Annotated in this window: 9 protein-coding genes and 2 pseudogenes; 6 read left to right on the top strand and 5 right to left on the bottom strand. The window is 53.8% G+C overall.

The genetic code is table 11. The annotated features are described in order from the left end of the window. Positions 1-60 precede the first annotated feature (60 nt). The 4 genes and pseudogenes from AC0LWT_RS14250 to AC0LWT_RS14235 all read left to right on the top strand — a co-directional run. The gene (locus tag AC0LWT_RS14250; RefSeq protein WP_474681920.1) at positions 61-981 is read left to right on the top strand and encodes a dihydrodipicolinate synthase family protein; all 921 of its coding nucleotides are present in this window, start codon (positions 61-63) and stop codon (positions 979-981) included. 33 nt (positions 982-1,014) lie between these two features. Beyond that, positions 1,015-2,808 carry an L-fucose isomerase gene (locus tag AC0LWT_RS14245; RefSeq protein WP_474681919.1) on the top strand — a complete coding sequence of 598 codons (1,794 nt, stop codon included), beginning with the start codon at positions 1,015-1,017 and terminating at the stop codon, positions 2,806-2,808. Between the two features lie 13 nt (positions 2,809-2,821). Beyond that, positions 2,822-3,032, top strand: a pseudogene (locus AC0LWT_RS14240) (ribulokinase); the annotation flags it as partial. A 143-nt stretch (positions 3,033-3,175) separates the two neighbouring features. Continuing rightward, positions 3,176-3,535 (top strand): annotated as a pseudogene (locus AC0LWT_RS14235) (ribulokinase); the annotation flags it as partial. A 141-nt stretch (positions 3,536-3,676) separates the two neighbouring features. On the opposite strand, the gene AC0LWT_RS14230 reads toward AC0LWT_RS14235, so the two are convergent. From AC0LWT_RS14230 to AC0LWT_RS14215, 4 genes are all read right to left on the bottom strand, one after another. Further along, on the bottom strand, positions 3,677-3,871 hold the full coding sequence (locus AC0LWT_RS14230; RefSeq protein WP_474681918.1) for a hypothetical protein: 195 nt from the start codon (positions 3,869-3,871) through the stop codon (positions 3,677-3,679). Positions 3,872-4,402: 531 nt separating this feature from the next. Further along, complete coding sequence (locus AC0LWT_RS14225; RefSeq protein ID WP_474681917.1) at positions 4,403-4,720, bottom strand: metal-sulfur cluster assembly factor; 318 nt, start codon at positions 4,718-4,720, stop codon at positions 4,403-4,405. Positions 4,721-4,738: 18 nt separating this feature from the next. After that, complete coding sequence (locus AC0LWT_RS14220; RefSeq protein WP_474681916.1) at positions 4,739-5,971, bottom strand: hypothetical protein; 1,233 nt, start codon at positions 5,969-5,971, stop codon at positions 4,739-4,741. Between the two features lie 6 nt (positions 5,972-5,977). Beyond that, the gene (locus tag AC0LWT_RS14215; protein WP_474681915.1) at positions 5,978-6,529 is read right to left on the bottom strand and encodes a DUF2249 domain-containing protein; all 552 of its coding nucleotides are present in this window, start codon (positions 6,527-6,529) and stop codon (positions 5,978-5,980) included. Positions 6,530-6,795: 266 nt separating this feature from the next. Here AC0LWT_RS14215 and AC0LWT_RS14210 point away from each other — a divergent pair, with 266 nt between their 5' ends. Further along, positions 6,796-7,134: a hypothetical protein gene (locus tag AC0LWT_RS14210; protein WP_474681914.1), complete on the top strand. Its 339-nt coding sequence runs from the start codon at positions 6,796-6,798 to the stop codon at positions 7,132-7,134. Positions 7,135-7,259: 125 nt separating this feature from the next. On the opposite strand, the gene AC0LWT_RS14205 is transcribed toward AC0LWT_RS14210, so the two are convergent. Continuing rightward, a complete protein-coding gene (locus AC0LWT_RS14205) occupies positions 7,260-10,400 on the bottom strand; it encodes an ATP-binding protein (protein ID WP_474681913.1) in 3,141 nt (1,046 codons plus the stop codon). Between the two features lie 920 nt (positions 10,401-11,320). Here AC0LWT_RS14205 and AC0LWT_RS14200 point away from each other — a divergent pair. Then, the gene (locus tag AC0LWT_RS14200; RefSeq protein WP_474681912.1) at positions 11,321-12,376 is read left to right on the top strand and encodes an NAD(P)/FAD-dependent oxidoreductase; all 1,056 of its coding nucleotides are present in this window, start codon (positions 11,321-11,323) and stop codon (positions 12,374-12,376) included. Positions 12,377-13,012 lie beyond the last annotated feature (636 nt).

Here is a 13,012-nt window from a genome sequence, read left to right as displayed (position 1 = left end):
TTTTAGCATAACGTATTAGCACGAATATTTCATTTATATCGAAATGAGAGGGAGAAACGGATGAAAGCACTTGCCCAAGGCGTGTGGCCGACGATGGTCACTCCTTTTACAGCGGAAAACGAGGTTGATTACGAAGTTCTGGAACGGGCGATTGAGTGGTATATCGGCAACGGGGTGGACGGCCTTTTTGCGGTATGCCAGTCCAGCGAAATGTTTTTTCTGAGCCTGGAGGAGCGGGTTCGGGTTGCGGCTTTTGTCAAAGAGAAGGCAGCGGGACGCGTCCCTGTCATAGCTTCGGGCCATATCGCGGAAACGATGGAAGATCAGGTGGAAGAGCTGAATGCGATCGCCGCGACGGGAATTGACGCTTTGGTGCTGATTACGAACAGGCTGGCGCAGCAGGACGAGTCGGACGAGGTTTTCAAAAGCAACCTGGAGAAGCTGCTTGCACAAATTCCGGCGGACGTCCCGCTCGGGTTTTATGAATGCCCGTTTCCTTACAAAAGACTGATTTCCCCCGAATTGTTGAAATGGTCGGCGGACACCGGCAGATTCCTTTTTCTTAAAGATACGAGCTGCGATGTGGAAAATATAAAAGCAAAAATGGAAGCTGTCCAAGGCACAGGCCTTCAAATATATAACGCGAACACGGCGACGCTGCTGGAAACGATCAAGCTTGGAATTACGGGATACAGCGGCATTATGGCGAATTTCCATCCCGATTTGTACGTCTGGTTGATGCGTCATTGGGCGGAGCGGGCTGAGGAGGCCGAGCACTTGATCCAGTTTTTAAGCATAGCCTCCTTGATTGAAAAACAATTGTACCCGGTCAACGCCAAATATTACTTGATGCTGGAAGGCGTTTATTCCAACTACGTGAGCCGTTCCAAAAATCATCTGGAATTTACGGCGACGAACCGCCTCGAAGTCAGGCAGTTGTACGCTTTGTCCAAAGCTTATGCCAAACAGTACAAAAACTAACTCAAACAAGCCTACTTTCAGGAGGAATGATCGATGAGTACAGCGGTGTTCACGAATCGTTTGCAAGGAGATTTGCCGAAAATCGGAATCCGTCCGGTGATCGACGGCCGCCGGGGCGGTATCCGCGAATCGCTGGAGGAGCCGACGATGAATATGGCGAAAGCTTGCGCTCAATTTTTGAGCGAACATGTGCGCCATTCGTCCGGTCACCCGGTGGAATGCGTCATTGCCGATACGACGATCGGCGGCGTGGCCGAAGCGGCGAAAGCGGCGGAAAAATTCCGCAAGGAAGGCGTCGGGCTGACAATTACCGTAACGCCGTCCTGGTGCTATCCGCTCGAAACGATCGACACCGATCCTTGCATGCCGAAAGCGGTTTGGGGCTTCAACGGGACGGAGCGCCCCGGCGCCGTGTACCTGGCTTCAGCACTCGCCGCCCACAATCAGAAGGGGCTTCCGGCCTTCAGCATTTACGGCAAAGACGTTCAGGATATCGGAGACAGCTCCATTCCGGAGGACGTGCAGGCCAAACTGCTGCAGTTCGCCAAAGCGGGATTGGCGGTGGCGACGCTGCGCGGCAAATCGTATTTGGCGATGGGAACCGTATCGATGGGTATTGCCGGCTGTATCGTGGACGAGACGTTTTTCCAGGAATATTTGGGCATGCGCAATGAGTATGTGGACATGTCGGAATTCCTGCGGCGGATGGAACGCGAAATTTATGACAAGGACGAATATCGCAGAGCGCTTGCCTGGACGAAGGAGAACTGCCGGACCGGAGCGGACGTCAACCCGCCGGAGCTGCAGCGGACGGCCGAGCAGAAGGAGCAGGACTGGGAAACGGTCCTGAAAATGACGCTCATTGCCCGCGATTTGATGATCGGGAATCCGAAGCTCGCCGAGATGGGCTGCGAGGAGGAAGCGATGGGGCGCAATGCGATTGCCGCAGGCTTCCAAGGGCAGCGGGCTTGGACGGATCATTTTCCGAACGGCGATTTCATGGAGGCGATTTTGACCAGTTCGTTCGATTGGAACGGCATTCGCGAGCCTTTCATGCTGTCTACCGAAAATGACAATCTCAATGCGGTAACGATGCTTTTCGGGCATTTGCTGACGAACAGCGCGCAAATTTTTGCCGATGTGAGGACGTACTGGAGTCCGGAAGCCGTGAAGCGCGTGACCGGGCAAGAGCTGACGGGGGCGGCTGCGGGCGGCGTCATTCATTTGATCAATTCGGGGCCTGCGGCGTTGGATGGAACCGGTGAGCAAATGCTTAATGGGCAGCCGGCCATGAAGCCGTTCTGGGACATCAGCGATGAAGAGGCTCAAACATGTATGGACGCTGTGCAGTGGTGCCCGGCGGTCGATTTTTTCCGCGGGGGCGGGTATTCGACAGACTTTACGACGCGCGGCGGCATGCCGATGACGATGGCAAGGATCAACTTGATCAAGGGTGTCGGGCCTGTGCTGCAGCTTGCCGAAGGATATTCCGTCGAGCTTCCTCTGGAAGTCCATGATGTGCTCGATCAGCGCTCGAATCCGACGTGGCCGACGACATGGTTCGTTCCGATCGTGACCGGAGAAGGCGCGTTCAAAGACGTGTACTCCGTTATGAATAACTGGGGCTCCAACCACTGTGCCGTCAGCAGCGGCCATGTCGGCGCCGAATTGATTACGCTGGCATCGATGCTGCGCATCCCGGTCTGCATGTACAATGTGCCCGAAGACCGCGTATTCCGGCCAAGCGCCTGGACGGCGTTCGGCATCAACGAGCCGTTGGGCGCAGATTATCGGGCTTGCTCGGCGTTCGGGCCTTTGTACCGGTAGAGCGGGGCGGCGCATGAAAAAGAAGTACGTCATTGGCATTGACTACGGTACGGAATCCGGGCGTGCGGTTCTCGTCGATGTCGATACCGGGGAGGAACCGGGCGTCCATGTGACGCCCTACCCGCATGGGGTCATCGACGAAGCTTTGCCCGGCTCGGGGAGGCCCCTTGAGCCGGATTGGGCGCTGCAACATCCTGGCGATTACATGGAAGTTTTGCGCCGCTCGGTGCTTGAGGAGTCTGTCCGATGAACCACGTAGAAGGTATGTATCTGCAAAATGACAGTCATTATGCAGCGTAAGCGGCAATGTATGCAGTCATTATTCACCCGGTATGCACAAAAGTAACTCCGTCGGACAGACTCCGAGGTGCTGCAAAGCTCAGGCATCGCGCCCGGGCAGGTGATCGGGATTGGCATTGATTTTACGGCGTGCACGGTGCTTCCCGTCGATGAGGCCGGCGTGCCGCTGTGCATGAAGGAAGCATACCGCGATGAGCCGCATGCGTATGTCAAGCTGTGGAAGCACCATGCCGCACAAGGAGAGGCGAACCGCATCAATGAGACGGCGGAGGCGATGGGTTTGTCTTTCCTGGGACGGTACGGGGGGAAGACGTCGTCGGAGTGGATGGTTGCCAAAGCGTGGCAAACCTTGAACGAAGCCCCGCATATCTACGATGCGGCGCATCAATTTATAGAAGCGGCGGACTGGGTCGTGTACCAAATGAGTCCCGGCACTCCGTGATGGTTGTGGAGGGGAAGTCTTTGACATGGGCGAAATTCGCCTGCTGCGAAGACAGCGCAGCCGTTCGCTAACCGGGGTGGCGCCCGCAAAACCTGCGAAAGTCAGGCTGTTGAAAAATCCCCGCGGTCAGCGGCGATAACTACAATCTGCCTGGCAGCACGAAGAAAACCTGCAAAAATACATGAATTTGCGTCCTTGATCGCTGTCCACGAACAATTCCTGCAATTGTGCAGGCTTTTCAGCGGGGACATGGCTCAGGTTCAATTTCAGCGAAAATTCCTGCACTTTTGCAGGTTTTTCGCCGAAATAAGCAAATTCCAAAGAAAAAACCTGCACTTTCGCAGGCATTTTCCTATCACGATGTCTCCTGCCCATTTTGTTCAGTTCCGTGACCTCAAGGAGAGGTGCGCGCCCAGAAAAAGTGGTTGTTCCTCAAATTAGGGCCTCACTGTTTCCATTAGCCCAAACTCAGTATCGCGATTTTCTCGGGCAGCCTGGAAAGTGCAGGTTCTCCGCGCTGCCAAGTAGATGTACCGGTTCTCCGCGCTGCCAAGTAGATGTACCGGTTCTCCGCGCTGCCAATCAGATGTACCGGTTCTCTTCGCGCCACCAAGTAGATGTGCCGGCGCTAGTAGGCGGGTTTTGCATCAGCTCTTACAGCTTTTCTGCGCGCGCTGAGCAAGTTGGAAAAAGTGTTATCCACGGAGGGAGAACGAGGGCGGCGTGCTGCTTTCGCATCGTTCGGAGCGAGAAACTAAAGCCGGGAACCCTTGGGAAGGGGAATCCCGGCTTTTTGTTTCGCGGCCCGTACTTTCAGCGCGGTTCCGGTGCAACCGAAATGAACTTCCTCCGCTACCGGGCCGGTTTGCCATATCCAAGCTGTGCTTTGGCTGCGTCCGACATCATGTTCGGCGTCCAGGGCGGTTCCCATACGACTTGGACTTTGACGGATTTGAAGCCCAACTGGCCTTGGAGGACGTACTTGGCGCCCCCGGCAATCGTATCGTGCAGCGGGCAGCCCGGCGTAGTAAGCGTCATGCGGACAACAAGCTCATCCTCTTTCCAATCTATCCCATATATAAGCCCGAGATCGACAATATTGACCCCCAACTCCGGATCGTTCACCTGCTGCAGCAGACCGAGAATGCGTTCTTCCGATCTTTCGTCCATATGCCATTGCTCCTTTCGTCAACGGGTAAACACAAGCGAGATGAAAGAAATATATCCGAGTGAAACGACGGAAAATACGACTCCGCCGACGACTGCCAAAGTCTGTACGCCTAACATCAAACCGGAAAACAGAAGCAGCAGAGAGCAAGCAAGGGCGGTTAGGCCGGTTTGAACTCTTTTTTCTCCCAGCAGTTCCGCCAATGTCGGTATGCCGGGTTTTCCCGCTTGCGGGCCATATTTGTGCGTCCACCATAAAAATGGCACAATTTTGGATAAATAACACAAAATCGTAAAGCCAACCCAACCCGCCAAATAGATCCAGCCGGCAAGCGTGACAAATTCGGCCGTCAATGCACGATGTGTGTTCCACGCTAAATACACCAGCATCACAGCGGCAGCGCCGGCAAGAACGCGGCTGCTCCAAACGGACCATGCGATCCCCGCACCCGGATGCCGCTTATGGCGGTATTTGCGGATCTGGGCAAGATGCCAATTATACGCGGCAAGGGCTAGCGTTATACATAGGAATGCGGTCCATTTTGCCCAAAAACCCCATTCAAACAGGAAGGCAGCTGCACCCGTTAAAACGCCGAGATTCCACAAACAAAGCGTAACACTCCGCGATCTTGTCGGAAATCCATGCGCCAAATAGAACATGGGCGCCATTTTGTAGCTGAATCCGGTAATGAGCATCCCGAACCAACCTACGGCCCCGAGCCAAATATGCGCGCCGAATAATCGTTCATGCAGCATGTTCCACTCACCCAGCGCAAAATTCAGCCCCATAGCCATGCCGGAAATCCCTGTCAAAACCAGATACAAAACGGAGCAGGCCGTGCTGACAGTAATAGCGTCCCACTGTGCGGCGCGGAATAAGGTGACGGCCATGTTCCAGGCGAACAGGAAAATACCGATCAGCGCAATCGTTGCAAAGCCCGCGATCCAGGCAACTTTCCCTTCCGCAAAACCGTACAGCAATCCGGCTGTGCCGACCGTAAAAAACGCGTAATGAACGTAAGCAAGCTTTTCACTGTAAACGTTCGACTGCAAAATAACATGAATGAGCTGGTATACGGCTCCCATCGCAATCATCGTGGCCCATCCCAATATGAGCAAATGAATGTGAAACCAGCCGGACGGACCGCGCATATAGCCGTTCATCCAATCGGCCAGCGCGGCCAGCGAAGATAGATGAAACAGCACAAACCCGGTGATTCCCGTTACAATGAACAAAAAGGGGAGTCGGAACATCGGCGTTCACCTCTTCACCTTTTGTATGGCAACACGGGCGGAGCCGTCCGGCTGCTCTTCGATCTTATACACATAGCCAAGAGCATTCAATTCCTCGATGAGAAAAGCGGGCACCCGATCATTGTGAATGATCACTTCGTCGCCAAGTCCGCACGCTTCCAGTGCGCTTAATGTGCGAATCATCGGCTGCGGCGGTTCAAGCCCACGGTTGTCGAGTTCTATCGTCCTTTTATCGGCTGCCGCTGTTTCTTTGCACTCCGGGGCTTCTTCCGCCATTTTTGCCGTCCAATCCTCCGGGGAATCCAGCCATTTCTTGTTTTTCTTATTTACAAAAGTGACCTTCCAGTGCTGCAAGTCGATTTGCTCTGTTTTGTGGGCATACCCTTTCAGTTTCATAATCCCCAGCAAGGGAGTCGGCTTTATTGTGGCGTGCAAAACAAAGATATCGTCGATTTCTAATGAACGGACCTGATCCATAATCATTTGAAAAGGCTCCATTTTTTGCTGCAAATAAGGTCTTACATCCAATTCGAAAGTTCGCGAAGCTGCAGGTTTCATTTTGGATCACCTCCCCGTACCGAATATCGTTTATTTCGCCGGCAAGTTTTGATTACAGGTACAGTATAAAGGAGCGATGCGAGCGGCTTTGTGATTGGAATCACAATCAAGCAAAACGATATTCGGACATCGTGATATTGATCACAGATGGAATGTATCCGGTCCCGTACAATCGATGTAAAAGAACGTCGGGAGTGAGAGCCGAATCCGCTGCCCGGGATATCGGGCGAGCGGCTCTTGCTGCCGATCCAAGGAGGTACTGCACCATGAAGTCGGAGTTTGTTTTGGATATATGTTTTATTCGTGAAAGAAGTTTGGAGGATCGGTTCATCCAATCGGTAGAATTGCTCCTGGAGAGCCTTTTTGCCGGCAAAGCGCGCTGGAATGCGGCTGAAAAGCAGGAAGAAGGGCTGGACATTGTCATCGCCGAAGTTGCAGGGCATGGAGATTGGGAGGAAGAGGAGGACATGATCCGGTATTTGAAAGAGCATGCGCCTTCCCATTTTTGGGAGTGGCTGCAAGGATACCGGCTGGAGATCGATGTGAAGCAGAAGGCGGAATGCAGCCATTGCGGCAAACATGCATCCGCGGCAGGAGCTTCATGATCGGGCGGCGAGCGCTGTCATCAAAATGCGCATAGTGCCGGAACATGCAAAGAAAGCGCCGGGTTAGAGGGACTGAGCTGAGACTGAGACTGAGCTCCCTAACCCGGCGCTCTTTTTGCGCTGTCTTAAAAACGCGGCGATTGCGGCCAATGCGGCGGCTTGTCTCGATCGGGAATGACAAACGAAATCGTCGTTCCCACGTCCGGCTGGCTCCGAATCGTCAAGCCCCGGCCGTACCGCTGCGTCAATCGGCGGTTCGTATTCAGCAGACCGATGCCTCTTTCGTTCTTTCCGGCCTGGTCAAGCAGCTGGCGGACTTTTTGTTCGTCCATGCCTTTGCCGTCATCCTTGATCTCAAAAAGAGTGGCGCGCTCCAGGCGGGCAATCCGGATATACACCGTGCCGCCTCTGGCTCTGCTGAGCAGGCCGTGCTGGACCGCATTTTCGACCAATGGCTGCAGAGTGAGCGGCGGAAGAAGCAGATCGATGTCAGGTTCGATATCCCACTGGACGGACAGACGCTCCTCAAAGCGTTCCTGCTCGATAAACAGATAGGCCCGCACCAACTCCAGTTCATGGGCGAGCTCAACCAGCTGCTCCGAATTCAAAAAGTCGATGCTGATTCGCAAATACGATGTAAAAGCTTCTGTGAGGCTGCGCATTTTGTCCGTGCTGATCTCGCTTAACGCCATAATGGCATTGAGCGTATTGAACAGAAAATGGGGATGAATTTGCGCTTGCAAATAGGCGGCCTCCATACGCAGGCTTTCGTTGATCGACTGCTTTAACGTCGTCAGCGACCGGACGCGGTATTTCAGCTCCATGGCGTCGACCGGCTTGGCGATGTAATCGTTGGCTCCCGACAAAAAGCCGGAATAAATATCTTCGGGCTGGCTGCGCGCAGTCAGCAGCAAAATCGGCAGCTCCGAGCTCGTGAAGCGCTCCCGCACAAGGCGCGTCAGCTCATAGCCGGACATATGCGGCATCATGACGTCGGCGATCAGCAAGTCCCACGGCTCCGTACCGAGCAGCTCCAGAGCTTCCTGGGCGGACATGACGCTTTTGATGTTATACGGGTCCGCGGAAAAAATGCTGGCCAGCACCCGCAAATTTACCGGATCGTCGTCCACGGCAAGTATGTTCAGCCGATCGGCAGCAGGGTGCACGTCCCTCATAACGGCGGCCTCGGCGGCAGCGGCATTCCCGATAAACAGCCCGCCGGCGGCTTTCATGTACGACTCGGCTCCATGGTCGGTATGCGACAGCGGGAAAGCGTCGCCTGAATGCTGGGCCAAAGGGAGCGTAAAGCTGAACACCGAGCCTTGCCCCGGCTCGGACTGCATGGACAGCACGCCGCCATGCAGCTCCACAAGCTGCTTGCAGATGCTCAGTCCAAGCCCGATGCCGCCGCCGCTTATTCCTTGCGGTCCTTGCTCGTACGGCAAAAATATGCGCTCTTGCGTTTCCGCATCCATCCCGCATCCGGTATCCGTCACATGGATGACAGCTTGACCGTTTCTGATCTCTGCCGAAATTGTCACCGTGCCATAATCGGTGTATTTAATGGCGTTGTGCAGCAGGTTGAATAAAATTTGCACAAGCCTCTGCTCATCGGCAAAAACGGGCGGCATGGATTGTGCAATATCCATTTTCAGCCGGACGGGCGTGCCGTCGGTCATAAATTCAAGCATGTCGATAACGCCGGAAGCGACCGACTGGATGCCCAACGGTTCCTGCTTAAGCACGATCCGCTTGTCTTGAAGCCGCGCGATGTCAAGCAGATCGTTCAGCATATGCGACATTCGGCGGCTGATCGTAATCAGCAGCTTCATCTCATTGAAGCTTTTTTCGCTCATCGTATGCTTTTCATTCGTCACGACGGCTTGGGCGATATTGATAATACCGTGCAGCGGCGTCCTCAGCTCGTGCGAAGTGTTGGCAAGAAATTGGTCTTTCAGCTTGTCGGCGGCCTGGAGCTGTTCGTTAAGCTTGGCGTTTTCCTCAGAATTACGGAAATACCGCTTGAACCAATAAGCCGAAAACCCGACGATCGCGGCGATGACATCGATTGGATAATACAACCGGATCGCCGTTCCGTTATGATAAATCACGCCCCAGATGACGCTGGACAAAATGCTGACGGCTGCAAACAGCAGGAATACGGAATCCTTATGATTTCTGAGAATCATCGTTCCGATCAGCCAGACAAACCAAACTATCGGGAACATATACAGAACCGCAAAAAAGTTGACTGAGGCCGGAGCATAAATATGCTGCGCCGACGCAGCCAGCACAAATGCCGAATAAAGGCCAAGCGCGGCTGAATAGCCGTAGAACAGTTTGACGCGTTCCGCATAGCCGGAGAAGCTTCTTGCCATAAGCAGTATGAAAAAGGGCAGCCATATATAGGATAGAAGCTTGATTTTCAGAGCCCACGTGTAATTGATCGGAAACCAGATCAGCAGCAGCGTTTCGTGGTCGGCCGCAATCGATACGCTGACGGTAACAAGCAGCAGAAAGAACACCAGGAACGCCTTTTGCCGGGGATTGAAAACGTACAGTATGCAGGCATACAAGCCGTGCAGCAGCAAAATGACGAACGTGACGAGCTGAAAACCGATAGAGTACCAACGCTCGGTATCAATGGCCGCCTGTGAGCCAAAGTGAATCGATCTCGTAATTCCGCCGTTCTGCGGATGGTCGAAATTGGCAACCTGTATAATCAGTTCGATGTCCGCTTGGCCGTCTGCGGTATAAGTGGCCGTGTAAGAGACCGACTTCGGCTTGTACAATTCCGCTTGCGCAGCCGGCCGCCCGATTGCGGACTCGACTTTTCCGTTTATTTCAACCATAGAGGCGGTTTCGATCTCCTGAAACCAGAATCCGTACGGCTCATCTATGGGATTATCGATCAAAATGCGCAGCCGGTACGTTCCGTAGCCGAACGACGTGTCTCCCGCTTCGGACAAAGCGCCGCTCCAATCGCCCGGAACTTGAACATAGCGCGGCGTGCCGGCGTTTTGGCGCAGCAGGTCTTCATGCGAAACGAACTTGCCCGGATAAAATTCCCATTCGCCGTCCAGCGGGATGGAATGCGACTGTTTAAAATTCCAGCTGCGCAAATCCACTACGCCGCGCGACGCTTGCAGATGCTCCGGGGTCGCGACGATCCCGAACCAAATCAGCCGCAATCCAAGGAGTACGGCAAGAAACAACAAAATAAAAGCTGCATATTTCAACATATAGTTGCCTTGTTTTGTATTCATAATTTTAATAATTCTACGTAAAGTCAGTTTTTCCTTTTAAAAGCTTGCCGATCGTCTTCCCCGGTTTTATCCCGGCGAGCAGTTGAAAAACGCGCGATTTTGAGCAAATTGACATGGTATGGCAGTTGAAAGTATAGATTTGGCAGTGCTTTTCGGGCCAGGATCGTGGTGTCAGTCAGGCCACTAACGAATGTACATCGACTTAAGCCAGTATCGAGCCGCTCGTGCAGCGGGCCGTTATGCTTTGCTTTGGCCGAGGAGAGGAGCCGCCTGCTCAAGTTTGCCGCGGCCGATGCCGGAGACCATGACATACGGTTTACTGCTCCCGGATAGAGCAGAAAGCACATCCTGCCCGGCAGCGTGAAGAAAAACTGCAAAAGTGAGACTATCGATGAACCCGCCCGTTTACGCTGCGCCTCAACCTGGCAACGTGCGAAAAGCCTGCAAAAGTGCATCTTTTTGCTCCCCGGTGCGCTTGCCTACGACAAATTCCTGCAAATCTGCAGGTTTTTCCGCCCAAACTCCCACTCTAGCCCAAATTGACCGGAAATTCCTGCACAATCGCAGGCTTTTCGCTAAACCGGGCCGTTTCCACCGAAAAAAACTGCACTTTTGCAGGTTTTGCTTGCTGCATCGATCGACTGCCGTCATGCAGCGCGACATCACGCGCTGGGCAATGCGCGCGGCGCGCCAGCCTGGCCGCGGGCAAGCCTTGCCCCGGGCAGCATCCCGGTTGCCCTAACGGAGTGTCGGGACTTTCCCGGCACTTTCTGCATGTTGCTTTTGTCAACGCTTGGAATTGGGCCACGTCTGCCGAGCCTCATATTAATTTGATATTGATAATCATTATCATGTATAATGGTGCCAACAAATGCTGTGAATATTTTGGGAACGATAACTATTCTTTAGGAGGCAGCAGCATGACACAGGCGTTGGAGCTTTACGATATAACGATTATTGGCGGGGGGCCGGCCGGGCTGTATGCGGCTTTCTACAGCGGCATGCGCAATATGAAAACGAAGCTGATCGAGGCGAAGGAGGAACTGGGCGGCCGGTTGAGAATTTATCCGGAGAAAATGATTTGGGATGTCGGAGGCGTCACGCCGATTCGCTGCGAGCATCTCATTCAGCAGATCATCCAACAGGCGCATACGTTTGATCCGACGATCGTATTAGGCCAGCAGATCAGCGGACTGGAGCGGTTGGAGGATGGCACGATGGTGCTTACGGCGGAAACGGGGGAGCGGCACCATACAAGGACTATTATTCTTGCATTGGGATACGGCGTGTTGAAGATGGCGAAGCTGGAGATCGAAGGAGCCGACCGCTATGAAGTAACCAATCTGCATTATACCGTGCAGGAACTGGAAGGCTTCCGCAGCAAGCGGGTGCTCATTTCCGGCGGCGGCGATTCCGCAGTCGATTGGGCCAACGAGCTGGAGCCTATTGCGGCAAGCGTAACCGTGGTGCACCGGCGCGACCGTTTTGGCGGACATGAGAAAAATGTGAAGCGAATGCAAGAATCGTCGGTCGATGTCCGCACGCCGTATGCCGTGATGCAACTGCATGGCGCAGGGGAAGCGATCGAAGCGGTAACGGTCGCCCTCGTAGATCCGGAAGGCAGCTTGACAGACCAAACGGAGCGGCTGGAGGTAGATGCCGTAATCGTAAATCACGGGCTGCGCGGTGATTTCGGTTCGATTGTCGACTGGGGAATGGATATGGGGCAGTGGAATATCAATGTGAACGAAAAGCTCGCGACCAATTTGCCGGGCATTTTTGTGGCGGGAGATTCGGCGAATCACCCGAGCAAGTTGAATCTGATTGCCGGAGCGTTCACCGATGCAGCGCTGGCGGTCAACAGCGCCAAGCTGTACTTGGAACCGGAAGCGCCGAAAGCGGCATACGTTTCCTCGCATAATGCCAAGTTCAAGGAAAAGAACAAGGCGCTTGGCGTCGTGGAAGAGGAGGCGTGAGGCGGAGGGCAGCGAGGTAGCGACCAAGATTGCGTTTTGAATAGGATGCATGTTCGGCTCATGCGTATAAAAGAACTGCGGCTCAAAAAAAAGGGGGGGACGTTATGAAACGAACGGCGCTTTTTTTGGTTCCGGGGCTTTTTGGATCGATGAGCGACGTCATTATTCCGTGAACCGGGGATTGGAGTTTTGGCATGGCCGGAGCCGTATACGAGCCGTTGGTTTTCCTTTTGGAAAGCTTGGGTTACCGGCGAAATGTAAATTTGTTTATTGCTTTTTATGATTGGAAGCGGCGAATCCCGTATTCTGCGCATGCTTGATTGCCGGCATCGGCCAAAGCACGATTCAATATCTCCGCCGGGCGGATTTGCATCCGTCAGCGGCAGCAGGGGCGGGAGAGAGGTTGGAGACGGTTGACAGCAGCGCCGGATACGGCAATGTGATGGTGGAAAGTGTTTTTCTTTTGGAAGGAGATCCGTATAGGCCGAACTTCATATTTTCAAGGCGCTGCAGCCGGCGATACACCCTTGGCTCAGCCATTAACAACCGCGTGACGCTCGGGTTTCCGGTTGTTTTTTTGTTTTTTCCGGGTGCGAAAGCGGTATCTAGCCTGAAACCGTTTTGCATTATATTATA

It is taken from the genome of Paenibacillus sp. sgz302164 (assembly GCF_056120505.1).
The sequence above is the reverse complement of the archived record's forward strand: the minus strand, read 5'-3'. Positions and strand labels throughout refer to the sequence as shown.

What these genes read in the sequence shown, in the direction of transcription:
- AC0LWT_RS14250 (WP_474681920.1), top strand. Translation starts at nt 61, where the DNA reads ATGAAAGCACTTGCCCAAGGCGTGTGGCCGACGATGGTCACTCCTTTT.
- AC0LWT_RS14245 (WP_474681919.1), top strand. Translation starts at nt 1,015, where the DNA reads ATGAGTACAGCGGTGTTCACGAATCGTTTGCAAGGAGATTTGCCGAAA.
- AC0LWT_RS14225 (WP_474681917.1), bottom strand. Translation starts at nt 4,720, where the DNA reads ATGGACGAAAGATCGGAAGAACGCATTCTCGGTCTGCTGCAGCAGGTG.
- AC0LWT_RS14220 (WP_474681916.1), bottom strand. Translation starts at nt 5,971, where the DNA reads ATGTTCCGACTCCCCTTTTTGTTCATTGTAACGGGAATCACCGGGTTT.
- AC0LWT_RS14215 (WP_474681915.1), bottom strand. Translation starts at nt 6,529, where the DNA reads ATGAAACCTGCAGCTTCGCGAACTTTCGAATTGGATGTAAGACCTTAT.
- AC0LWT_RS14210 (WP_474681914.1), top strand. Translation starts at nt 6,796, where the DNA reads ATGAAGTCGGAGTTTGTTTTGGATATATGTTTTATTCGTGAAAGAAGT.
- AC0LWT_RS14205 (WP_474681913.1), bottom strand. Translation starts at nt 10,400, where the DNA reads ATGAATACAAAACAAGGCAACTATATGTTGAAATATGCAGCTTTTATT.
- AC0LWT_RS14200 (WP_474681912.1), top strand. Translation starts at nt 11,321, where the DNA reads ATGACACAGGCGTTGGAGCTTTACGATATAACGATTATTGGCGGGGGG.